The organism is Enterococcus sp. DIV0187 (assembly GCF_051713785.1).
Lineage (GTDB): Bacteria > Bacillota > Bacilli > Lactobacillales > Enterococcaceae > Enterococcus_A > Enterococcus_A avium.
Map to the genome: position 1 here is coordinate 62,501 of NZ_JBIOQO010000002.1, position 25,482 is coordinate 87,982.

At 39.1% G+C, this 25,482-nt stretch carries 18 protein-coding genes; 16 read left to right on the plus strand and 2 right to left on the minus strand.

All coding sequences use genetic code 11. The annotated features are described in order from the left end of the window. Positions 1-29: 29 nt before the first annotated feature. The gene (locus tag IGI52_RS20290) at positions 30-2,066 is read right to left on the minus strand and encodes an FAD-dependent oxidoreductase (protein ID WP_438782309.1); all 2,037 of its coding nucleotides are present in this window, start codon (positions 2,064-2,066) and stop codon (positions 30-32) included. Positions 2,067-2,284: 218 nt separating this feature from the next. Between IGI52_RS20290 and IGI52_RS20295 the strand changes: the two genes are divergently transcribed. Beyond that, positions 2,285-3,253, plus strand: coding sequence for a helix-turn-helix transcriptional regulator (locus IGI52_RS20295; RefSeq protein ID WP_438782310.1), 969 nt, complete (start codon positions 2,285-2,287; stop codon positions 3,251-3,253). 53 nt (positions 3,254-3,306) lie between these two features. Here the strand turns inward: IGI52_RS20295 and IGI52_RS20300 are convergent, their stop codons facing one another. Next, on the minus strand, positions 3,307-3,927 hold the full coding sequence (locus IGI52_RS20300; RefSeq protein ID WP_438782311.1) for a GNAT family N-acetyltransferase: 621 nt from the start codon (positions 3,925-3,927) through the stop codon (positions 3,307-3,309). A 179-nt stretch (positions 3,928-4,106) separates the two neighbouring features. Between IGI52_RS20300 and IGI52_RS20305 the strand changes: the two genes are divergently transcribed. From IGI52_RS20305 to kdpA, 15 genes are all read left to right on the plus strand, one after another. Then, positions 4,107-5,090, plus strand: coding sequence for a helix-turn-helix domain-containing protein (locus IGI52_RS20305; protein WP_438782312.1), 984 nt, complete (start codon positions 4,107-4,109; stop codon positions 5,088-5,090). A 317-nt stretch (positions 5,091-5,407) separates the two neighbouring features. Then, positions 5,408-5,851, plus strand: a complete 444-nt coding sequence (locus tag IGI52_RS20310; protein WP_102866520.1) for a PTS sugar transporter subunit IIA — start codon at positions 5,408-5,410, stop codon at positions 5,849-5,851. A 97-nt stretch (positions 5,852-5,948) separates the two neighbouring features. Next, positions 5,949-6,233, plus strand: coding sequence for a PTS sugar transporter subunit IIB (locus IGI52_RS20315; RefSeq protein WP_016178497.1), 285 nt, complete (start codon positions 5,949-5,951; stop codon positions 6,231-6,233). 25 nt (positions 6,234-6,258) lie between these two features. Then, on the plus strand, positions 6,259-7,521 hold the full coding sequence (locus IGI52_RS20320) for a PTS ascorbate transporter subunit IIC (protein ID WP_438782313.1): 1,263 nt from the start codon (positions 6,259-6,261) through the stop codon (positions 7,519-7,521). 61 nt (positions 7,522-7,582) lie between these two features. After that, positions 7,583-8,203, plus strand: a complete 621-nt coding sequence (locus IGI52_RS20325) for an SIS domain-containing protein (protein ID WP_144325895.1) — start codon at positions 7,583-7,585, stop codon at positions 8,201-8,203. After that, positions 8,203-9,111: a 4-hydroxy-tetrahydrodipicolinate synthase gene (gene dapA, locus IGI52_RS20330; RefSeq protein ID WP_438782314.1), complete on the plus strand. Its 909-nt coding sequence runs from the start codon at positions 8,203-8,205 to the stop codon at positions 9,109-9,111. Before IGI52_RS20325 ends, dapA begins: the two co-directional genes overlap by 1 nt. Next, a complete protein-coding gene (locus tag IGI52_RS20335) occupies positions 9,099-9,722 on the plus strand; it encodes a bifunctional 2-keto-4-hydroxyglutarate aldolase/2-keto-3-deoxy-6-phosphogluconate aldolase (protein WP_438782315.1) in 624 nt (207 codons plus the stop codon). The genes dapA and IGI52_RS20335 overlap by 13 nt, the downstream gene beginning before the upstream one ends. Before the next feature lie 18 nt (positions 9,723-9,740). Continuing rightward, positions 9,741-11,825: a BglG family transcription antiterminator gene (locus IGI52_RS20340; RefSeq protein WP_438782316.1), complete on the plus strand. Its 2,085-nt coding sequence runs from the start codon at positions 9,741-9,743 to the stop codon at positions 11,823-11,825. Positions 11,826-12,001: 176 nt separating this feature from the next. Then, complete coding sequence (locus IGI52_RS20345; RefSeq protein WP_016178491.1) at positions 12,002-12,403, plus strand: VOC family protein; 402 nt, start codon at positions 12,002-12,004, stop codon at positions 12,401-12,403. 109 nt (positions 12,404-12,512) lie between these two features. Next, positions 12,513-14,045, plus strand: a complete 1,533-nt coding sequence (locus tag IGI52_RS20350) for a helix-turn-helix domain-containing protein (protein WP_438782317.1) — start codon at positions 12,513-12,515, stop codon at positions 14,043-14,045. Between the two features lie 108 nt (positions 14,046-14,153). Further along, positions 14,154-20,315 carry a SpaA isopeptide-forming pilin-related protein gene (locus IGI52_RS20355; protein ID WP_438782318.1) on the plus strand — a complete coding sequence of 2,054 codons (6,162 nt, stop codon included), beginning with the start codon at positions 14,154-14,156 and terminating at the stop codon, positions 20,313-20,315. A gap of 532 nt (positions 20,316-20,847) precedes the next feature. Continuing rightward, positions 20,848-21,618 (plus strand): Cof-type HAD-IIB family hydrolase, encoded by a 771-nt coding sequence (locus IGI52_RS20360; protein ID WP_048717756.1) that lies wholly within the window; start codon positions 20,848-20,850, stop codon positions 21,616-21,618. Positions 21,619-21,721: 103 nt separating this feature from the next. Beyond that, positions 21,722-22,966, plus strand: a complete 1,245-nt coding sequence (locus IGI52_RS20365; protein ID WP_438782319.1) for an MFS transporter — start codon at positions 21,722-21,724, stop codon at positions 22,964-22,966. Positions 22,967-23,164: 198 nt separating this feature from the next. Further along, positions 23,165-23,569: a pyridoxamine 5'-phosphate oxidase family protein gene (locus IGI52_RS20370; protein ID WP_048717757.1), complete on the plus strand. Its 405-nt coding sequence runs from the start codon at positions 23,165-23,167 to the stop codon at positions 23,567-23,569. Positions 23,570-23,794: 225 nt separating this feature from the next. Then, complete coding sequence (kdpA, locus tag IGI52_RS20375; RefSeq protein WP_438782320.1) at positions 23,795-25,471, plus strand: potassium-transporting ATPase subunit KdpA; 1,677 nt, start codon at positions 23,795-23,797, stop codon at positions 25,469-25,471. Positions 25,472-25,482 lie beyond the last annotated feature (11 nt).

The window sequence follows — 25,482 nt, forward strand, 5'->3', positions numbered from 1 at the left end:
GTCATTGCAGCTTCCCTTTTAACGTTTAATTACACATTCATCGCTGCTTCATAAGCTTCCCAAATGGCGTCCATTACATTGGTCGGTTTCTTCGCGTCACCAATCAAATGAACATGGTCTGCCTGAATTGCTTGATATAACGCATCATCTGGAGTATAGCCGACAGAAATAATAATGTCATCGGCTGGAATCTCATGAGCCTTTGGCATTCCTTGAACACCGAGAGCAAACATGTGCTGTGCACGATTTGCGACATTTGGATAGTTTTTGACTGTCTCTGTTACATACGCTGTACCATCGGCAAATTTATCAACAACTGAATTTTTCAAAACAGTTACTTGGTAGTAATCTAACAGCTCCATCATCATATTGTAGTTGGCAGCAGACAAACCAAAGGCATTCAAGATTGTTTCGCTGGCTTCGATGATAGTGACCTTTTTCCCTTTTTTAGCTAAATCATAAGCGATTTCACAGCCGGTTAAGCCGCCGCCTACCACTACTATGTTTTCTCCGTTGATTTCTTTGTAGCGTAAGGCATCAATAGCGTAGGTCACGTGCTCACTGTCAAAGCCTGGCGTATCTAATCGGCGTTCATTTGCACCAGTGGCAACAAATACTTCATCATAGGTTTGTGTCTGTTCAGGGGAAACCTCGCTGTTCAGATGAATATTTATCATTAGATCATTCATTTGTTTCTTGTACCAATCCAGTAAATGCCGATCATCCTCTTTGAAATCAGGCGTTGCCGCAGCGACAAATACACCGCCTAACTGGTCGGTTTTTTCATACAAATCAACGGCATGTCCGCGAATCGCCGCAACGCGAGCCGCTTCCATCCCACCAAGTCCGCCGCCAACGACTAAGATTTTTTTCTTTGTCGCAGCAGGAGTTAAGGCATAGCTTTTTTCTCGTCCACAAGCTGGATTGACTGCACAGGAGATATCCTTGAATTGGAAAATCCTTCCCAAGCAGCCTTGATGACAATAAATACATGGGCGCACATCATCTAAGCGGCCTTGGGAGAATTTCACAGGCGCATATGGATCAGCCAATAATGGACGTCCCATCCCCATAATATCTAGTTTTCCTTCGACAATTACCTGATCGGCTAATGCTGGATCATCAAATCTGCCGGCACAAGCGACTGGAATCGAAACGACCTCTTTGACCTTCATCACATCTTCTAAATTGCAGGCTTTTGGCATATACATTGGCGGATGAGCCCAGAACCAGGAGTCATAGCTGCCGTTGTCACAGTTCAGCATATCGTAGCCGAATTCTTCTAATTTTTTTGCCACAATGAAAGATTCTTCGTAGTCACGGCCTTTTTCTTCAAATTTTTCTCCTGGAATCGCGCCGCGGTTAAAGTCTTTGACATAGCTTTTCACACTGTAACGCATTGAAACAGGGAAGTCCGGCCCGCAGGCACCCTTGATAGCTTCAACGATTTCTCTGATGATCCGCAGCCGATTTTCTAACGACCCGCCGTATTCATCAGTGCGTCGGTTAAAGAAGGAAATCGCGAATTGATCCAGCAGATAGCCTTCGTGGACCGCGTGGATTTCAACACCGTCACCACCAGCCTCTTGAACCAATTTTGCTCCTTTGGCAAAGTTTTCAATATATTCTTTGATTTCTTCTTTCGACATGCCACGATCGGTTTTTGTCGGGTCCCAAACGTTTTGGATGGGTGCAGGAGCAGGGCAGATACCGACTAAACCATGATTGGCACGACCAGTCAACGCCGTTAGTTGGACAAATACTTTCCCGCCAGCTTCATGAACACCATCCATTAAATATTTCATATCTCTGACATAACCTTCAGGATTACTTAGAATACAAAAGCCCATATTGTTTACCACCGGCATCAAGCCAGTAATGATCAAGCCTGTGCCGCCTTTAGCTCTTTCGATGTAGTAATCGGCTCCTTCTTTGGTATAAGCAATTGTTTCCATATTCAGCAAGCGCGGGGAAAAGACACCCATAGGCATCATGGCGATCCGATTGGGAATTTCAACAGGACCAATTTTCAAAGGGGAAAACAAACTTTCAAATTTTGACGTCATACAATAATTCCTCCTTTTCTTTTTTATGGATCTATTTTCAAGCGTTCTATCCTTTTGCTGCATTATTGAAGCATAAAACAGCAAGGCAGCGCTTTTTTAAATGGAGTTGTGAAATATTATACAAATAGTATAATTTAAGTATAGAATATCTGACGAAGTTCACTATGATTTTAGCGCCTGAGGAATATAACTATTACGCGAGGGGAGCGGAAGAGCCGATGACAGAACGAGGAGTCCATTGTTCTCAGTTTTCTAAGTCGCAGGACTATTCGAATGGTTTATCTCAACTGAACTTTCAATATACGATTAATAGTCCCAAAGAAACACTGTCTGTCTCTAGAATTTATCAATTGGATCACATGGTGCTGACCCACAGTATTGTCGATCGTTCGCAAGGAATGTTTACTCGTCGCTCAAAAGATCAAAATGATTATATAGGTTTTCGCTTTATCAAAAAGGGATTTGAACGTCATTCGAATGGAGAAAAGACCAGCATCTTAAAGGATTACACCATCGGAATTTTTGATTTGCAGGCAACCAGCAGATATCAAAGAGAAAGAACTACTGAAGGGATTAATCTATTTATTCAAAAAGATTATCAGACAAAAAGACTGCTGCCCACTTTGATGTCTAGCCGAATTATTAGTGCAGAAAAAGGAATGGGACGGGTGTTGTTGGAAATGATTTTTCAGCTTGCGGATCAATTTGTTTCTTGTTCTGAAGAAGAGAATCGCGTGCTGTTAAAGCATTTCGTTCAGCTTTTTTGTGATTGGCTGCCAGAAGCGGAGCCCTTTTTAGCCAGTGAAAACTATAATGAACTTTTAATCGTGGCAACAGATTTTATGCGCAGAAATTTGCAGGATGCGGGGTTAACGTTAGAGCAGACTGCGTCCTATTGCCAGATCTCGATCAGAACACTGCAAAAGGTTTTTCAGGCTGCGGATTTGTCCTACAGTCACTATTTGAATGATTTGCGCTTAACAACGGCGGCGATTCTTTTGTATCAAACGAATCTTTCAATTACAACTATTGCTTTTCAATGCGGCTATAATGATTCTGCTTATTTTAGTAAGCGCTTCAAACAGAAATATCGTATCTCTCCTTTGATTTATCGTAAAAGAGTTCAGAAAATGCAAAAAGTGGGCGTTGCAGAGGAAAACGAGTGCCCGTTGTTAGCAAATATTTAAGCATAACGAAAAGAACTAGCTCTTAATCTATCAATGAAGAGCCAGTTCTTTTTCTAATTTTTCTTAGCTCGTTTAATCAAGCAATACTCCTCGTAAGGAACATTCTGACTTTGGTGGATTTCCACTAGTTTAAACCTGAAATGTTCATAAATTGGGACATTTGCTTCGGTCATTGTCTCCAGCACAATATCCATATTCTGCGTTTGACAGTCTGCAAAGATCGGTGTCAGCAGCTTGCGCATCACACCAGTGCCTTTGGCTTCTTTTGCGACTGCGATCTGAGCAATATAATAGCTGTTTTTGGTATATTTTTTATGCCAGGGAAGCGTGTGATGAATTTCAGCGACTAGCTTGTTCTTTTTTAAGAGCCGTCTCCGGTCCTCCACAGGAAGTTCCTTTAAGATTTTTCTAGAAGGCAAGGAGTACAGAAACTGGCGAAACAAAGTGAGCTTTTTCGACGGAATACTGCTGATCATGCCGACAATCGGTTCACCATAGATTTGAACCTTTCCATGCTTAAAAAAAAGCAGAAGTTCTGTTTCAATAAATTTCTTCAAAATCTCTTCTGAATGGTCCATATGCTCGGTTAAAAAGTTAAAATGCTCTAAGTTTGAAAATCGCTCATAAATAAAATTTACAATTTCCGATAGATCTTCCATCGTTGCGCTTCTCATAAAATCACTCCTCAAATAATGTTTGTATGGTTTTAGGAAATAGTCTTTAGTGTTCTGCTTGAATCGTATGAAAAAAATAAATAGTCTTGTTCATTAAGCATAGATAATTTACACTGTAGCTAACTAATAATTCTACTATAGTGGAATTTAGTAATGACCTTTATGGAGGAGGAAGAAGGATGGATGGGAAGCTTTTTCGTCAATTACGCAAAGACCGTGGCTTGCGTTTGCAGGATGTCGCCGATGAGGTCAACAGCGTATCTTTTATCAGTAAATTTGAAAAGGAAAATTCGAATATTAGTTTCTATCGCTTAGAGCATTTATTGGAACAAATCAATGTTTCCTTAGAGGAATTCCTTTATTTGCGCGATCAAGCAGCAGAACCTAAGCTTTATCATTACCTGTCTGAGCAGCCATTTTTTATGACAGGAAAATTTACCTTCTATTTAAACCAGATTTTCAAATCCAACGATGAAGTGAATGCATCACGTGATTTCAATAAAGGCGTTCATCAGATGAGGGAATTGAGTCAAACGTTCACAGAAAAAAAACGAGGCGAAAAATTTCTAAAGCTGCTATGCCAGTTATTACGTCTGTGCTATCAATTGAATGATCGGCGTGAGCAAGAGGAACCAATCAAGCTTAACACTTTTTTTGACGAATTACAGACACTGTCAGAACCGGTGGTCACCTATTTATATAATGTTGAGAATTGGGGCGTTTTTGAAGTCCTCCTCTTTCGTTTTTTCCAATTCAGCTTTCCCGTTGAGACCGTCCATCAGCTATTGCGAACGGCTGTCTCGCGGATAGAGAAGGAGGTTGGAGTTCAGTTGATGCAACGGATGAAATTTGAATTATTGTTTGGTACCTGTGCGACCTTTATCAACTTTCAAAAACTGACGTGGGCAAAGGAGGTACTGGTAGAAACAGAAAAATTGCTCCACGATCAGGGGGATTTATTAAATAGTACAAAATTACTGTTTTACCAAGGCTGGGTAAAAATTATCTCAGGTTCCTTAAAATCAGGGAAACAAAACTGTGAACAAGCCATTTCGATTTTTCGTATTTTGAAACAGCCAGCATTGCAGCGTATGTATGAGGAAATGCTTCAAGGAATCATGATCAATCAAGCAAATCAAGAAGATTTTATTATTTTTTCATAGAGAAGCTTAATAATTGAATTTAGACAACCAGGACTAACTAATGAATGATTAGTTGGTCTTTTTTGTGATCATTCATTTATCGTAAAAGTTGGACCGATTTTTTTGGACATTTAATAAAATAATGAACCAAAATGGGATCAAAGAGACCGAATGCCATTGAAAATTCAGTTTTTCAGATTTCTTTGCTGTTAAATTATTCAGACGGTTCACTTCTTATGCCATTAAAAAAATAAAGCGAACCGACTCGGCATTGCGGATGTATTCGCTCTCAAATATAGTGGAGATGTAAAGGAAATATATATAAAGAGGTGAAAGAAGTGCTGCATGAAAGTATTGAAGAATCATATATTCAGCTTGATCTAGAAGTTGAAAACTTCGAGGAGGCGATAAGAAAATCCTTTGATCCTTTAGTAAAAAGAGCAACAGTCACAAAAGGATATGTCGAGTCAGTTGTTCAAATATATCAAAAAACAGGACCCTATATCGTGATTACCAAAAACATTGCGCTGCCTCATGCACCAGTAGCAGATGGTGCAAATAAGCTGGGTTTAGGATTTGTTCGATTGAAGCGTCCTGTTATTTCGGGACACGAGACCAACGATCCCGTAAAATATCTTTTCCCTCTTAGTGCAAAAGAAAGCAATGAACACGTTGAATTGCTGTCAAAGCTGGCGGAGTTGTTAAGTCAAAAAGAGTTTATTCAGTTTTTAGAAAAGGTATCCTCCACTCAAGAGTTCATCAATTATTTTAGAAAAGAATAAAAGAAGATTTCTATTTACTAAATGAATCAGAAACAAAAAATAGTTTTCGCGAAACTAATTATAAAAAAACTTAACAGTAGAAAAGGAGAGCGTCATTATGTATAAAGCGTTAGTAGCCTGTCGAGCAGGAGTAGGGTCAAGTTTAATGTTAAAAATCAAAGTAATAGAGGTAATCAAAGCCAACAATTTCCCCATTGAGGTAGAGCATTCTTCTCTAGATGGTGTTCAAGGATTTGGCGGACAAATGATTATTACGCTGCCAGACGTTGCCGAAGAATTAGCCCAGAAAAATTTACCCTATAAGCTTATTGGTATTGGAAACATCGTCGATAAAAATGAGATCAAAACAAAATTAGAAGCCGTTTTAGCCGATTTAGGATAAGACGATTATGGGAGGGAAATAAACAATGGATTTTTTGATCAGCTTTTTAAGTACACCAGCGGTCATGTTAGGGTTTGTCGCATTTATTGGGCTTGTTGCTCAAAAGAAAAGCGGAACAGAGGTTTTAACAGGGACATTCAAAACGATTATTGGGTTTTTAGTCTTCTGCGCGGGCGGATCGATCATGACTGCTGCTCTGCAAAATTTCAATCAGCTATTCCAAAGTGGATTTCATATTCAAGGGGTTGTAGCCTCTCCCGAAGCGGCGACGGCCTTAGCTCAAACCGAGTATGCATTTGTTACTAGCTGTACGCTGATTGTCGGTTTTATCATGAACCTAGTGATTGCTCGAGTCACTCCATTTAAAAATATCTTTTTCACTACGGGGCATAGTTTATTCTTCGCCTGTGTACTTTCATTGATTTTGAAGGCGCATCATGTAGCAGATATTCCGGCAATTGCTATCGGAGGCTTACTATTAGGATTCTTCTCTGCTGCATTACCAGAGCTGTGTCAGCCTTTTATGCGTAAGATAACAGATAGTGATGCGACAGCGATCGGTCATTTTAATATGATCGGCTATGCCTTATCTGGATATATTGGCAAATTATTCAGCAAACACAAAGAAAAAACAACAGAGCATATTAATTTTCCTAAATGGCTATCATTTTTCCGTGATTTCTTAATGGGTGTTTCGGCAGTTATGTTGATCTTATTTTATGTTTCTGCGTTAAAAGCCGGACGTCCAGCTGTGGAAGAGCTTGCGGGTTCTCAGCACTGGTTAGTATTCCCATTCGTTCAAGCTTTTACGTTTGCTGCCGGCATGTCGATCCTGATGACAGGTGTACGGATGTTCTTAGGGGAAATCACAGCTGCTTTTGTTTCGATTTCTGAGAAGTTTATTCCCAATTCTCGTCCCGCTCTTGATGTACCGACTGTATTTCCATTTGCACCAACAGCAGTTATTGTCGGATTCTTGTCTTCATATGCCGCTGGACTGATAGGTGTCTTTATAATGGTCGCGCTCAAGTTTCCGGTAGTGATCATCCCAGCTGCTCATATCTGCTTTTTCTCTGGCGGAACAGCAGGGGTCTTTGGAAATTCTACTGGTGGCTGGCGAGGCGCAGTGGTAGGATCATTTGTTATTGGCTTATTATTAGCCTTTTTGCCAACAGTTCTCTATCCATTATATGGGACATTGGGGATTGAAGGATCAACCTTCCCGAATATCGACTATAACGTGATGGGCATTTTGCTAGATAAATTGTTGTCACTGTTTGGTATGTAAAACGAGCAGACTTAGTGGGATTCCGCTAAGTCTGTTTTAAAAAAGAAAAGAGGGTAAGTGAATGGAAATTACTACAAAAAAATTAGACGCATATATTGATGTTCTTCAGCCAGAAATTAACGAATACATCAAACGAATGGATAAAAGCAAAATCGTGGAGGCCTGTGAAGTCATTTCAGAATCAAAACGAAAGCATGGGCGCGTGCACGTAACAGGCGTAGGGAAGCCTAGTCATGTGGCGGAATATATTGCAGCACTGAATTCTTCAGTCGGAACACCGACCTACTATTTAGATACAACCGAGGCAATTCATGGTTCAGCCGGACAAGTACTGCCGGGCGATGTCGTGATCGCTATTTCAAACAGCGGACAAACAGAAGAACTAAAACGTACAGTGGAATCCCTGAAACGTTTAGACGCCAAAATTATCGGTGTTAGTGGGGGAGAAGATTCTTGGTTGAAAGACCAATCAACCGTTTTTCTCTTAGCGGGAGTGAATCAAGAGGGCGATGATTTGAACAAGCCGCCAAGAATTTCGATTATTGCTGAAATCATTGTCTTGCAATGTCTTTCTATTTTATTACAACAAGAAGAACAACTAGATTTAGATAAATATTACCAGTGGCATCCAGGCGGTGCCTTAGGCGAATCAATCAAAAATAGAAAGAAAGTTGGACTCTAATGAAAATCAAAGGAATTATTACGGCGATGGTGACCCCATTATCAGAGGACGGAATTAACGAAGCTGCGACACGTAAGCTAGTAAACAAGTTGATCAATGATGGCGTTCACGGGTTATTTGTCCTTGGTACAAATGGAGAATTCTATGCGCTTAGCGAAGCAGAAAAATTAGCGTTGGTAAAAATCGTAGTTGATGAAGCTGCTGGTCGAGTCCCTGTTTTTGCTGGCTCCGGCGGGATCTCTACAGAAGAAGTGATTAAAGTAACCAATCAATTTGCAGAGCTTGGTGTCGATGCGGTTTCGGTAATCACTCCTTATCTAATCAAACTAAGCGATGAAGAGCTGATTCAGCATTATCAAACGATTGCCTTAAATACCAATCTTCCAATGATTCTCTATAATATTCCTGCAAATACTCAACTATCAATAAATGAATCTGTCTTTAAGGAATTAATCCAGCTTCCGCAAATTATCGGAATTAAGGACAGTAGCGGGAAATTAGAAAATATTCAAATGTACTTAGAGACGAATGATCGAGAGGATTTTTCAATTTTGATAGGATCAGATTCCTTGATTTTACCAGCTTTGCAGATGGGAGTAGATGGAGCGGTGGCTGCCACATCTAATGTATTAACAAAGACTGATTTAGGAATTTATCAGGCTTTTCTTGAGAATAAAATGGAGCGAGCTCAAGTTCTTCAAGAAAGCATCAATGATTTTCGAGGTATTCTAAAATTAGCGACTGTTCCCAGTGTTCTTAAGCATAGTTTAGAGCTTATCGGATTTCCTGTAGGAACACCAAAAAATCCAGTTCGTAAAGTTTCTTCAAAATTTGACGCTGAAATTTGCGAAACACTATCAAAATACAAGGAAATTGAAGGGATGGTGAAACTAAAATGCGAAAATTAACGACGTTATCTCGACTGTATCAAGAAAAATTAATGGCGATTATTCGAGTAGAAACAATTGAACGGGCTCAAGAAATCGTTGATGGCTGTCTTGAAGGAAAGATTTCCTGTTTAGAAATCAGCTATACGAATAATAATGCTGGTGACATTATCGAACAATTAAAAGAAATTTACCAAGAAAAAATAGTCATTGGAGCTGGAACTGTGCTTGACAGCGAGACGGCTCGTCAAGCACTATTAAAAGGAGCTGAGTTTATCATTGCTCCTAATTTCAACATAGACGTGGCAAAGTTGTGTAATCGCTATCAGATCCCTTACATGCCGGGCTGCACATCGATGACCGAAATCGTGGAGGCCCTTGAGGCGGGTGCAGATATGGTCAAGGCCTTTCCTACCTCATCTTTCATTGGACCAAAAATCGTTTCTACTATTAAAACACCGATGCCGCAAGTTCCCGTGCTTTCTTCAGGTGGAGTCACCATTGACAATGTGTCTGATTGGCTTGAAGCAGGTGTCGACTGTATGGGGATCGGGACACTATTGTCAAAAGGAACCAAGTCAGAAATCGCGGAAAATGCTAGACAATTGCGTCAGAAAGTTTCAGCAGGTTAATCTACTTAGACAGGAGGAATGGATGTGTACAAAATTGATCAGCGAACACGGCAAGTACTGATAAAAATGATTGAAAAACCTATTATTTCTCAAAGAAATTTAACAGGTCAGCTTAATTTGTCACGCGTTCAAGTCGATTACGTCATCACTAAAATCAATGAATCCTTATCGAATGAAGGGCTTCCTCCTGTCTACTTTGATGGAAATAACTATCATTTGTCAGAAGCAAGTCGTCTGTTTTTTGTTGATTTTTTCTCTAGCGATCATGTTTATCGATACTATGAGATGGATATTGAGGAACGAAAAAAATATATTTATCTGATGCTTTTCTATCATTATGAAGAATACTTATCGGTGAATCATTTTTTAGGCGTATTGGATATTGGAAAAACTACTTTTATCAATGACTTGAAAAAAGTCGAAAAAGAATTGGAATCTCTTGATATTCAAATCAAATATAATCGGAAAAAGGGTTACTATCTGGCTGGTAATGAATCGGTCTTGCGCTATCAATTAATGAAGATGGTGCTAGAGGATTTACGTTCAGATAATGGCAGCTTTCTTTGGGATTACTTTTTATTTAACGAAGGGACAATCCAGAAGGAGAAAGTCTTTCGACAGATTGCTGCAGAATTGGAACATTATTCCATTGTATTGGTGGAAAATCGATTGCTGGAATTTAGTTACATGCTGATTTTTTTGTTGCCGCATTTATCCAAAGAATGGTCAGAGTTTTATGAGAGGTACAATTTCCAGAAGTTTTACCAAATGAAGGAGTATAGCTTTTCTCGAAGCCTGCTTGCAAAGTTCTCAATCGACAATCCATACGCCATACTTTATATTTGTGGCTGGATGCTGGGCATGGCTATTGGGGATGCTAACGAAGAAGCGCCAGATTCTTCTATCATTAATGAATTAGTAGAAAGAATCTTTGATCGTTTTGAACGCTTGTCGGGTATTCGTTTTAAAGATAAAAAAACGGTGAAAAAGCAAGTATACAGTCACTTTCGTCCAGCTTACTATCGATTGTTTTTTCATCTTCCGATTATCAATCCTCTGAGTAAAAAAATTATTCAAGAATACCCAGATTTATTTCAAATCGTTAAGGAAACGATGAAGCCAATCGAGAATCTATTCGGAACGATGATTCCTGATGAGGAAATCTCCTTTTTAACCATCCATTTTGCTTCTTTAATTGATAATAATGATGAATACCAAGTGAAGCGAAAGGTCGGTATTATTGTTTGTCCGAATGGTATCGGAAGCTCGGCAATTATTTACAATGAGTTAAAGAATCTTTTTCCAGATATGATTTTTATTGGTCCAATAGAGACAAATGAGATCTATCAGAAAAAACAGGATTATGACATGATTTTCACTACTGTACCTAATATGCGGCTTTATTCTTTGAAAAAGCCGGTCTATACAGTGAATCCGATTATGACGATTGACGAAAAATACAACTTGGTCCAAGAGATTCAAAACGGTCCTGGAAACTTATCGGGGGATTATCAATTTGAAGAGCTTTTTGCAATTATTGATAGGTTCACGACTATAAAGGATGAGATCGGATTACGTAAAGAATTGAAAAGGCGGTTGAAGCAGCCTAGAATCTGTAATTCAGAAGATATTCTACCAAGTGTTTCAGGCAAAGATGAGCTCAGCCTTACAGATATTCTCTCTCCGGCTTTTATTCAGTTAAACCTTGCGACAAATAGCTGGGAGGAAGCTTTTTACGTAGCCGCGACACCGCTGATCGAAGCAGAAATCGTAAGCCGACGTTATATTGACAAGATCATCCAAACGACATACGAGGAAGGGCCTTACATGGTTATTTCTGATCATGTCGCGTTGCCTCATGCTCGCCCTGAAGATGGAGCGAAAGAGGTGGGATTAGGAATAACGGTACTTAAGGAGCCGATAAAAATTTTAGGGAAAACACCAATGAAGTATATTTTTACCCTAGCGGCGGTAGACAGCAAAAGACATTTAACTGCACTGGCTGAACTGGTGGCACTGATTGATCGACCAGATTTTTTTAATATGCTGGATTCTGTGTCATCAAAAGAAGCAGCCTATCAATGGATCGCAGATTTGTTATAAAAAAGCTTAAGAAAACAGTTGTATTCAAAAAAGAGTATGACTGTTTTTATGTAATCTGGATCCTTGGTGTTAGATGAGAAAAATTAATATATTTCGTTCACTGGAATACAAGCGCTTTCTTTGCTTTAATTTCGATATTCTTGCATAATAGACGAAAATTCAAAGGAGTGAACGAGATGGCAGCAATGGTATTTACCAATTACCCAGTGAAAGATGTGCAAGCTTCGACCGAATTTTATGAGAAACTAGGATTTAAGAAGAATGTGGAGTTTTCTAATGAGCAGTCCAGTTCGATGATGTGGGATGATACATTTTGGATTATGCTACTAGAATATGATTTTTATAATCTGTTCTTGAAAAATAAAAGGATCGCAGACACTGAAAAAGAAAGCAGTACGTTAACCGCTTTTTCTGTAGAGAGTCCGGATGTAGTGAAAAAAATTGCTGAAGCAGCAAAGGCCAATGGTGGAGACTATTTCTCGGTGGATATGAACATGCCGGAGGATCAAATGTTTAGTTTGGAAGTCACCGATTTGGACGGCAATCAATTTGAACCAGTATGGATGAATATGCCTTAACAAAAAAATCGCGGAGTAATCCGTGATTTTTTTTGAGCGTTGTAATACTCTTTTTTTAACTTTTTGCTTATTCTAAAATAGATGATTCTTTAAAAAAAGAGGGATAAAGATGCCAACAACACAAAAAGATTATTTTGAAGAGCTATTTGATCGAGAGACCTTTCTTCAGCGGCGAATGATTTTATTATTGAATGAGAAAAATGGCTATTGGGTAACACGAGAGTGGCTAAGTGAAGCTTTAGACTTAAGCAAACGGACCACGCTAAGCATCATAAATAGTCTAGCTGAAAAAGTTGCAGACCTTCATTCAGAGAATTTTTCTTTGCAATTATCAAAAGGAAAAGGGATTCGTCTGACGGTTGCAATAGACGCAGATGTATATAACTTAGTAACTGAGATTGTGCAGGAATGCCCCACAGTCGTTCTTTTAAAAACATTGATTATGGATGAGTTTCAAAGTGTGCGCCATTATGCGCTTGCCCACTTTACCAGTGAATCGACAGTGAGAAGAGATTTAGCGAAGGTTCGCCGGATGTTATCTCGTTATAAGGTTAAAATTAGTCGTGATACTTTTCAGTTGGAGGGAGAAGAATATCAGATTCGCATGATCATGGTGATTTTTTTCTGGAGTATTTATCGTGGAAGCAGTTGGCCCTTTCCCTTTATCAATGAGCAAATGCTTGAGGGATATGTTGAAGAAATCTTGGATAGTGAATTTACCGTTTATCCCAATATTCCTTATGCCTATAAAAAGCAGCTGGCTTATATTTTTGCAGAAGCAGTCATTCGTACTCGTAAGGGTAATATTCTCCAAATGCCTACAGAATTAGAAAAGAGGATTACCTCTAATACGTTGTATCCTATTTTTGAAAAGCAGCTTAGTCCATCTCAAGGTGTAATCAACACGAAGCATTCTGAGATTCCTTTCTTTTTCCTCGTTTGGTTGGCCATGTCTAAAACGATCGATGTTTTTAAGGAACCATTGATCAATGCTTTGTATCAACAGCAGGCTCAGCAGCATACCCCAATTTTTTCAGCGACGGATTTGATGGTCAGAAGATTTCAGGAAGAGTTCTTTCCTATTAAAGAAGCAGAATTTTTACGCTTCCGAAATTATATACTAAGCAGTCATTTTTTTGCGCAATATTTTAAAGGCTTCAATACCGACATGACAGGGAATACGTACAAAGCAATTTTCCAAAAACGCTATCCGCGAATGACAGAAAAAATGCGCCGATTTATTGAAGAATTGTATGCAGAATCAAAAAATCCAATCTTTTTAGAAGTCGCTTTTTTAATGATTCCTTATCTGAAAAATGCTTTATACTTGGAAAACCCGTGTAAATATGAAGTGCCCATTACCGTTTTAGTCGAAAGCGATATGCCCAATCTGATGATCAAAAATTACATCGAACAACTGCAAGGACACTTTAACTATTTGTACAATGTGACATTTATTGATGTTTTTTCAGCTAACACGAAAGAAGTGGATATTTTACTGACTACAGGTACCTTTAAAGATTTAAAAAAGGTTTATCCACAAGCTCAGCTAGTAGTTATTGGCAGACGTTTGGAGCTCAATGATCTAAATCGTTTAACACAGGTTTTAGATTTGATTTCAAAGGAAAAACAAAAAATTTAGTCTCTCAAAAAGTGTTCTATGAAAGCTTCATTTTTGAAAATTTCTGAAAAAATAATCTGCTATAAATAGAAATGGCAGTTTAAGAAATTTGAAGTAAGAGGTGTGAAAATGAAGCGAAAAAAAATAATTGACCAATTAATATATGGCTTAATGACCTTGTTAATTTTGATCAACTCACTGACTCCTTTGACAGTGTTTGCCGAGGATAAACCTGCAATAAAGCTTGAAAATGTTTTGGAAGGACAGAATGTGAATCAACTTAACGTTCAGCTTACATTAGAAGAGGGGCAAGAAGATCGCAGAGTTCAGCTCTCTCAATCAGTGATTCAGCAAGCGACTATAGAAATAGCTGGAAAATCAATAGCATTAAAAATAGAGAACGATCAAGAGCTTATTATTCCAGGAGATGTTGCTGGAGTAGGAACCATTCATGTAGATCTTAAGGATATAAAAGGGCTATCTTCCTTGGATATTTCTTATGAGCAACAGCAGCTGACCTATACGTTTGAACAAGCGACTACATCTGAATCAGCGAGTTCAAACGAAATAACAACGAGCTCTTCAGAAACTGGCAAAGCAGAAAACACAGAGCCTGATTCATCGAAAGAACCAACGAAAGCGACTGAATCAGCAATAGCAGCGACAACAGAATCCACTCAGTCAGAAGCTAAGCCGCGGGCTGACGGCCCTACCGATATTCGAGAGTATTTTCCGAATGGTGAAGGAACGATTTTGACTAGCTCGAATTTAGTTTATTTGGATAAGGATGGCAATGTTGTCACCCCGCCGGTTACATCTAACACAACCGTTCGGGCGTTTTATACCTGGAATATCCCAGAAGATGTGCGTCAGCAAATCGAACCAGGCGATTACTTTGATTTCAAATTACCTGAAGAACTGAAGCCTAAGCAGGCACAAGTCGGTGAGCTGAAAAACGAAGCAGGGGAAGTTTACGCCAAATATACCATTGATCAAGACGGAAATATTCGTTTTGAATTTACGGAAGAGGTAAAAAATCAAAGTGATATTAACGGCAGCTTTTACTTTGATACGGAATTCAAAAAAGAGCATATTGATGGCCCCGGTGATATCACCATTCACTATCCGGTGGAGGATGATTTGCCGCCTGTCAATGTTGAAATCCGTCCTGATACGGAGCAATCCATTGACAAGCAGGGACACTTTGATCGGACACCAAATCCTAGTAGTGTCGAGTGGACAGTCGACTTTAATCAATCCATGAACCATTTGGAAGATCCGAAGATTACAGAAAAATGGCCGGAAGGAATTGACTATAAATCTGTAAAAGTAATGGAATTAGAAATGGATCTCGACGGGACCATCAAAGAAGTAGGTCGAGAACTTAGTCCAGATGAATATACTGTTGATAAAAATGGTAATATCACGATTTTAGGTGAGACCAACAAAGCCTATCGTTTAGTTTATCAAACAGATATCAAGGATTCAGCGAAGCCAGAGAATGGCGGGAAAGTCAGCTTTACTAACGTCGCACAGTTAACTGATAAAAATGATGACGATGGAATCGATGCCAAAGCAACTGTGACAAACACATTCGGAAAGCCAGTTGAAAAAAATATGGTTAATTATGACCCCAATAATCAGGAATTCAGCTGGGCGATCAAATACAACTATGACGAGAAGAATATCGCTAAAGGTGATGCCATCATTACGGATACCATTAGTAAAAATATGGACCTTATCGATGATTCAATCAAGCTTTATCCAATCACCTTCGATAAAAAAGGAAAGGAGATCAAGGGAGAAGCTTTAGTTGAAGGAAAAGATTATGTTTTGGAGCCCAATCCTGATGGTGAAGGATTTGTCATTAAATTTTTAAATGATGTCGACGGAGCGGTGCGAGTCGAGTACAAAACCAAGGTGAACGGCATTGTCTCCGATCCTACTCAAGTAACAAATAATGTAACAACGGGCACGGGACAAACAGATGGTGACAAAGGAACAGCGCAGCAACAAAACGTGATCAAAAATATTACAGATATCGATTACGCGGACAAAAAAGTTGGCTGGAAGATCAATGTCAATAAAAATCACTATTACATGGAAAACCTAGTGTTAAACGATACCTATTCTCCAATACCAGGTCTATCAATGGCGATCAAAGAAGATTTAAAGCCGGATTTTGAAATTCGTGATGTAACGAAGAATCGTGTATTGGTACCAGGACAAGATTATGATCTTGAGTTATTAAGTGATAGCTCAGGAAAGAATGAGATGGGCTTTAAAGTCGTTTTTAAAGGAGATTACAATCCAACGGAGTCCGAATTAGAAATCAACTATCGGACGAATTTTGATGTGAGCTTATTGGACCCAAATAATCCTGAGTTAGATCATTTTGAAAATAAAATGCAGGCTGATTGGGAAGATGAAAATGGCGGGAAGCATACTTCTGATGACGACAAAGACTTCAAACCTCATGATCCATTCCAATTAAACGCTCAAAAAAGTGGGATCTATAATGCTCAAACGAAGCATATTACTTGGACGATTGCAGTGAATCTCAGTCATAATATCCTGACGCACGCACAGCTGCAGGATAAGATAAAAGAAAATCAAGATTACGTCGATGGTTCGTTGAAGATTTACAAGGCTGAGGTCAAGAAAGATGGCACCGTTACGAAGAAGCAGCCTGAAGAAGTCGTAAATGATGAGATGAAGAAGATTATTGAACCTAGCACTTCCAATGATCAGCTGCTGCAAATTGATTTTCCTGAAGGTTCAGATGAAACGTATTTAATCGAATTTGACACCTCTGTGGAAGGGAAGATCGTCGAAGGATCGAATCAATACACCAATGTCGCACATTATGAAAACAATGACGATGATCGTGATGTCACCGGAGAGGTCAGCGTGAAATATGGTGGGAAGTATGCACAAAAAACCGGCGAACAGGATAGTGAAAATCCTGATTATGTCAATTGGCATGCAGTGATCAATCCTTCCCAATCAACGCTTGATCATGTGGTGATCAAAGATGAACCCTCTGATAATCAGGTGATTGATCAAGATTCCATCCAATTATACGAAACAACCGTCGCAGAAGATGGCACCATTACGCCAAATTATGATAAACCGTTGAAATTAAACAAGGATTACACCGTAGAAATCACCACAGATAATGTCACTGGCAAACAAACCATGACGATCAAGCTGAATGACAAAATCGATACCGCTTATCAGCTAGAATACCGCAGCTATATCACCTCCTCTTCTGAAGGAAGTAAAGATACTGTTTCAAACAAAATTACGGTAACAGGCGACAATGAGCAGACTGTTTCTGGTGGTGATGGCGAAGATGTCACGGTAGAACTGAATCATAGTGGCGGTTCAGCGTCTGGTAAAAAAGGCAAGCTGGTGATCCAAAAGACGGAAGCAGACGGAAAAACACCTTTAGCAGGGGCTAAGTTTGAACTTTGGAATACCTCAAAAACTCAATTGTTGCGTAAAGGTGAAGTTGATGAAAACGGACAGCTTATTTTTGGGAATCTTCCTTATGGTGAGTATTTATTGATTGAAACAGCTGCACCGAAAGGCTTTACGATCTCAACCGATTTAACGGAAGGTCGGAGAATCACCATTGATGACAGTACTTCAACTGAAAATGCCGGAGTGATGACGATTCCGAATGAGCGCAACAAAGTCATCCTGCAAAAGACTGACGCTGACGGAAACCCCATCAAATTTGGCGGAGACATTCAAGAAGGTGCTCGCTTTAAACTAGAACATTTTAGCAATTTGATGCCGAATCACTCACTTTGGGAACCAGTTGAATTGAATCCTGATCGCTTAAATAGTGAGGGGATTTTAGAAATTGATAGTTTGCCGCTAGGACTGTACCGGATTACCGAGATTGAGTCACCCAATGGCTATATTTTGAACAATGATCCTGTAACCTTCGTGGTCTATCGAAACAGCAACCATCAAATACCGACGATCAATGTGAAATATAAAAATTATCAAGGTTCTGCTGAATTAATCAAAACGGATAGCGAAGGCAACCCGCTGCAAGGCGCAGAGTTTGATGTTTTAGACAGTAATGGTAAGAAAGTGAATTCACAGCCTTTGGTCTCACAAGCAGATGGAAAAGTCACCATAATAGGACTTGCACCAGGAGACTACAAATTTGTCGAAACCAAAGCACCACAAGGCTATATTCTTAACAATAAGGAAGTCCCTTTTACGATAGATGAAGTTGCTCACGGAAAACCCAAAACAGTGACGACGCAATCAAATGGTTCTCCTTTAGAATTAGTAAACTATCAAGGTTCTGTTGAATTTATGAAGAAAGATAAAGAAGGCAAGGCGCTTGCAGGAGCCGCGTTTGATTTATACAATGAGGCGAATCAAAAAGTAAATAAAGAATCAATTAAATCAGGTGAGGATGGAAAGGTTCATGTCGATCACCTAGCGCCAGGGAATTACACGCTTGTCGAGACGAAAGCACCAGATGGCTATCTATTAAATGAAAAGAAAGTCACGTTTACGGTGAAATCGTCCCATAACGGCAAGGTTCCAGTCATTGAATTAGCTGACTACATTAACTACAAAGGATCTGTCCAATTAACGAAACGCAATACCGATGGGGAAGGCTTATCTGGGGCAGAGTTCACTCTTTACAAAGATGATATGAAAACCGTGGTAAAAACAGCTAAAAGTGATAAAAACGGCAACGTTCTTTTTGAGGATTTGGCACCGGGAACGTACTATTATCAAGAAACAAAAGCGCCAACCGTTACTGAAGGCTCTGATTACGTTATCAATCCAGCCTTGATCAAAATAGAAGTACCTAAAGCTGCCGATGAAAAACCAGCGATTATTGATGTCGGTGATTTCCAGAATTTCCGCGGAAGAGCGCAAATCACAAAAGTGGGTGAGGGCGGTTCGATTGCAGGCGCAGAATTTGAGCTTTACCGAATCGTTGATGGCGAAGAGCAACATGTACGAAAAGTGATCACGCCTGAAAATGGGATTCTTGATATTTCAGACCTTGGAGCCGGAAATTATAAGCTTGTTGAAACCAAAGCAGCACCGGGATATATCGTCAATGATCAACCCATCTATTTTGTGGTTCAGGAAAACGATGAGCAAAACCCGATCATCGACAATCTAGATTTTGAAAATTATCAAGTAGAAGTGATTGGCCGGAAAATCAATGAAGCAAAAGAAGCTCTAGCCGGGGCAGAATATCAAATCTTTAAGACAGATGATCAGGAGCAGCCAACAGGAGATCCGGTCTCTGTCACCAATCGAGACGGTCAATCTACAACAACCGTAGTTACTGATAAAAACGGTGAAATCTACTTTAAAGGAATTGACCTAGAGGGGAAAGCCTCGCAAAAATATGTACTTGTTGAAACCAAAGCACCTGAGGGTTATGTCTTAGACACCAAACCTCATCCATTTGAGATTCACGAACAAACAGGAAAACCAGAGCCAATTGATTTAGGTGATTTTATCAATTATCAAGGCTCAATCGAATGGCTGAAGAAGGATGAAGCCGGCAAGGCACTCCAAGGTGCGGAGTTCGAGATTCGCGATGAAGACGGCAAAGTTCAAACGGTGATAAATGCATCAGGAAAGACAGTTGAAACGCTTATCTCAGATAAAACAGGGAAAGTTTTTGCGACAGGACTAGCTCCTGGTAAATATAAACTTGTTGAAACGAAAGCACCGAAGAATTTTATCTTGAACAAAAAGATCGTTTCATTTGAAATCAGCGACAAAGCTTCAGGAAAACTTGAAACCATCACTTTTGAAGATTTTATCAATTATCAGGGCAGCGTCAAAATGACAAAGGTCTCAGATCAAGGAAAACGCTTGGCAGGAGCAGTCTTTAGACTGTATCATGCTGATGGAAAACAAGTCGGAGAGTATACTTCTGATAAAAATGGACAACTCTTAGTCAAAAATCTTTCGCCTGGCGACTATTACTTTATGGAGAAAGAAGCTCCAGCTGGCTATACAATCAACAAAGAGAAACGAGAATTTACTATTCAATCAGCTGAAGAAAATAAACCAGCAATCGTTAATGTTGGAGAGTTTGTGAATAAGAAATTACCACCAGCTGATGTACCAAAATCGTCAAATCAAGCAAACAATTCTAAGCAGTATTCAGGAACAACAATAGGAAGTTACCCGAAAACTAATGATACCCGCAACTCATGGTACTTGGTGGTTGGCGTAGCTGTTCTTATCATTGCTGGAACCATTTATTATAGAAAAAAAGAGTAATTCTAAAGACCTAAACAGTGAAGTATTTGCTGCTTAGGTCTTTTGTTGAAGCAGTTAATCAAATGCGAAAAAAATGAGCTTCAGCTAGTATTTTTTATAAAATGTTTTAACTTCAAAAAGCGCAGCGATTTTAACGATCTCAGAACTTTTATCAAAAAGAGAACAGCGTCGTGATCAGCTTCTTAGAATAGTCAAGAATAGACCCCGAATTCGTCCTATGCAGCAAAATTTGAAATAGCGTATTAGAAATCAAGACAGCTTTCTTAAAGTTGATATTGCGTCAATCTTTCAAGAAATGGTATGATTGCTTATGAACTGGAAAACTGGAGCTAGGGTTCCGCTCATTCTACTGAGGACTGTGACCGAGGGCTTCATCTTTTACTAATCTGTAAAAGGCACCTATTGATATAAAAAATCCGAGGGGAAAGGTTCAGTGTATTTGTAATGCACTGACTTTTTTCTCGGATTTTTTTGTCTGATGGGCTTGTTAGTGCATTCATATAAATCAAGAGTATTTGAAAGGATGACAAACATGAAGAAACTAGCTTTTTTTGATTTAGACGGGACATTGTGTTCAGGGGGAAGCCTGCGGGTGGATCAGGAGACGCTCGACGCTTTTGACCAGCTAAGAGAAAATGAGGTACTGCCAATCATTGCAACGGGTCGCAGCTATTATGAAGTAAAGGAGCTATTAACGCTACTAAAGGCGGAGCACTTCGTATTATCTAACGGCTGCTATGTACGTTTAGCCGGCAAAACAATCCAGAACGCAAAATTTTCAGCATCAGAAATTGAGAAAATTTTAGCGATTGCCAAGGAAAATCGTCTAGCGGCAGGTTACTTTAATCAACGGGAGTTTGCAGTCAATCGATTATCGGATGTTGTAAAAGAGCACATCGCCTATATGGGAATTCAGGAGATTCCAATCTCGCCTAATTTTTTCCATAAGAACCCGGTTAATTTTATGAATCTCTATTTAAATGAAGAGCTGGAGAAAAAAATAAGCGCAGAATTAGCATCCGTTGCAGATACCGTTCGTTTTGCTCCATTAGCGATTGATGTCCTGCCGAAAACGGTCTCAAAAGGAACCGCCATCCAAAAGCTCTTGTCCTCGATGTCAGGTACACAACTAGAAACCTATGCCTTCGGTGATCAGAATAATGATTTAAGTATGTTTCAGCTGGTAGATTATGGAGTAGCAATGCGAGATGGGACAGATCAATTGAAATCCCAGGCTTCTTATGTGGCGAAAACGGAGAATGGTGTGTTGGAAGGGCTAAAGCATTATGGATTGATTTCATAAGAAGTGACTAAAAGTAGGATAAAACAATGAGACTTAAGGCGGATGCTCAAAGTTTAAGAATTCGTTAAGCTAAGCATATCAATGAAAGAGAGTAGGAGAGAGTGTGAAAGGGAATAAGAGAAATATTATCTATTTGATGTTGGGGCAATTTATCTCTGTGTTTGGTGGAGCGATATTACGCTTTGCATTGTCGCTATTTGTTTTGGATGTAACAGGAAGAGCTGATGTGTTTGCCACAGTCTTAGCAATCTCTAGTGTGCCGGTTTTGTTTGCGCCGATTGGCGGAGCAATTGCGGATCGTTTTGATCGAAAGATTTTGATGGTGTTAATGGATGTCGCCAATGCTATTATCGCGGCGCTATTATTCTTAGTAGTAGGAACCTCAGAATCTATCTTAGGTATTGGAATTTTGATCTTTATTTTAGCGATTGTCGGCAGCTTTGATACACCAGTTGTGGGAGCGAGTATCCCGTTATTGGTAGAAGAACACGAGCTAGAGAAAATCAATGGATTATCAAATGGAATTTTACAATTGTCTAATGTGGTAGCACCGATCATTGGCGGGATATTTTACGGATTAATGGGCGCGAAGCTGCTGGTTGCCAGCAGTATTGTCTTCTTTGTGATTGCTGCGATTGTTGAAAGCTTCTTGAAAATTCCCTTTGAAAAACGTGAACGAACAACGGGAACTGTTATGGAAATATTAACCGCTGATCTGAAGGATGGGTTTAAAGAAGTCAAAAATAATCAAGTGATTTTCAAATCAATCGTGATTGCCGCGGCGATCAATTTTGTCTTGACCTCGTTCTTTATTGTTGGTTTACCAATTATTTTACGGATGACACTGCAGGTTAATGACACAATGTATGGTATTGGAATGGGTGTCTTTAGTCTTTCTAGTATCGTCGGGGCAATTCTAGCAGGACCGTTGACGAAAAATCTGAAGTTTAACAATTTTTATCGTGTATTTACTTATTCGGGAATTATCTTGGTGATTACGAATATTTTGTTGAGTATGACCAGTGCAAGTATAGGATTTATGGTTGTTCTTATTATGGAGATTATTATCGGAATGATGTTGAGTGCAATCTCAATCTACCTAATCTCACTTGTTCAAAAGATTACGCCAAAAGCAAATTTGGGCAAGGTTATGGCAACCATTATCGCGGTAGCACAATGTGCGGTGCCGCTAGGTCAGTTGGTGATGGGATTAGTATTTAGAAATACGACAACCAATGTTTTTATCCCATTACTTATGATCAGCGTGCTCGTTTTGTTAATCTCATTTGTGTGCTTTATGATGTTCAGAGAAACCAAAGAAAGCGATATTTATACGGTAAAAGAATAACTAAGCAGCACGTCGGTAATTTAGAACTGACGTGCTTTGCTATGATTAAGAAGTTTGGTATAAAATGAATTTTCTGTTTTTTTGTTTATAACTTTTTGTGAAAAGCGATAATAATAACAAATAATGATGGGGTTAATGTAAATTTACTTGCATTTTTGTTAGTGTTTTGGAATACTAATCTAAAAGGGGTGGATAAGAATGAACGCTCAAAAGGAATTACAAGCATTCGTTGATAAACAAGAACTGTGTTTTCTAGGTTCTATTACTGAAGAGGGATATCCAATGATTCGTGCTATGCTAAAGCCGATAAAAATCGATGATAACTGCTTGTATTTGCATACGAATACCTCATCGAATAAAGTTCAACAATTTTTGGCTAATTCAAAAGCCTGTGTATATTTTTATGATGCGAAAAATTTCACTGGTATATCGCTGATTGGAAAGATGGAGGTGTTATCAAAAGAAGCGGATAAAATTGAGTTTTGGCAGGATCAATACCACATTTATTATGAACAAGGGGAAGGCTTGTCAGATTTCACCGTATTAAAATTTACTTTTGATCAAGGAGAGTTCTATCAAGATTTTCAAGTAACCACCTTTTAAAAAAGAAACCTTAAAAGACCATATAAAGATAGTGTAAAGAAATGGACGCAAGTTTCACACTATCTTTAGGTCTTTTTTTTTATGCTTAAAAAGTAAAGAAAGTAAGCCTTGTTACAACAGAAGTAGGGCTAATAAGGAGAGAAATGAAATGACGATTATTTTGGGAATCATTGGACTCTTATTAATGATTTATCTTTTCTGGTTTTTATTTAAGGGGGAAGAAATATGAGTAGTGTCATCTATCAAGGATTATTTTTCTTGTTTATTTTATTAGCATTGGCGTTACCGTTAGGCTGGTATATCAAAGAAATTATGCAAGGTAAGATTCCAAAGGGTGTTCGATTCCTTCAACCTTTGGAGCGATTGTTTTATAAAGTTATCGGACCAATTAGTAAAAAAGAAATGTCCGCAAAGCGTTACGGAGCAAGTGTTTTACTATTAAGTATTTCATCAATCATATTGTTGATCGTCATTTTAATGACACAACACTTTATGCCTGGCGGTTCATCCGTGAAAAATTTATCGTTGCCGTTAGCATTGAACACGGCTGTTAGTTTTGTAACGAATACTAACTGGCAGGCATATGCTGGAGAGACGACCTTATCAAATACTTCGCAGATGTTTGGATTAACCGTCCAGAATTTTGTTTCAGCAGGTGTGGGGCTTTCAGTCTTAGTTGCATTGCTTCGGGGACTTTCACAGGTTAAAAAGAAGGTTCTGGGAAATTTTTGGCAGGATTTGACCCGCAGTTTGGTCTATATTTTATTACCGCTATCAATCATTTTCGCGATTCTATTGATTTCTCAAGGAACTGTCCAAACTTTAAAATCAGGTATTTCTTATGAGGGATTAGAGGGAAAAAACCTCTGGCTTCATTTAGGACCAGTAGCTAGTCAAGTGGCGATCAAACAGCTTGGAACGAACGGTGGTGGCTTCTTTGGTGCAAACTCAGCCTACCCGTTTGAGAATCCGACAATTTTCTCGAACTTTTTAGAAAATTTGGCAATTTTATTGATTCCAGCCGCATTAATCTTTGCTTTTGGTTTTTGGGTTAAGGACTGGAAACAAGGTCGAACAATCATGATTGTTTCACTATTTTTCCTATTGTTGGCTTTTATTGGTGTGGCATTTAGTGAGTTCTATGGTCCGGAATTTGCACATGTACTTGGAACAACGAATCTGGAGGGCAAAGAAGTTCGCTTCGGCGTTGGGTGGTCAAGCTTATGGTCTGTGGGAACAACTGCTGCTTCCAATGGTTCAGTAAATGCAATGCTGGATAGCTTTATGCCATTGGGCGGAGCCATTCCAATGTTCTTGATGCAGCTAGGAGAAATCATCTTCGGCGGCGTTGGCAGTGGGCTTTATGGCATGTTGACATTTTTACTGTTGGCAGTTTTTATTGCTGGATTGTTAGTGGGACGAACGCCGGAATATCTCGGGAAGAAGATTGAAGCTTTTGATATAAAAATGGCGAGCATCGTGATTTTAACACCATTGATGCTGACGCTGTTTGGAACAATGGTATTCGTTTTACATCCGGAAGTATTAACATGGCTGACGAATCAGGGACCCCATGCATTTAGTGAATTGCTGTATGGAGCGACTTCGTTAGCAAATAATAATGGGAGTGCTTTTGGCGGATTATTAGCTGATACGCCATTTATTAATATTATAGGTAGTTTGTTAATGCTTGTTTCAAGATACCTGCCAATCATAGCTATTCTGCTCTTAGCAGAAAATATGGGCAGCAAAAAGAAAGCGGCTTTAAGCTCAGGCACGTTATCTACTGTTAGTCCAACGTTTGTATCTATGTTAATTATAGTTATTTTAGTGATTGGTGCATTGAGCTTTCTTCCAGCCTTAGCATTAGGTCCGATTGCAGAATACTTTACGATGAAATAGATGGAGTGAGT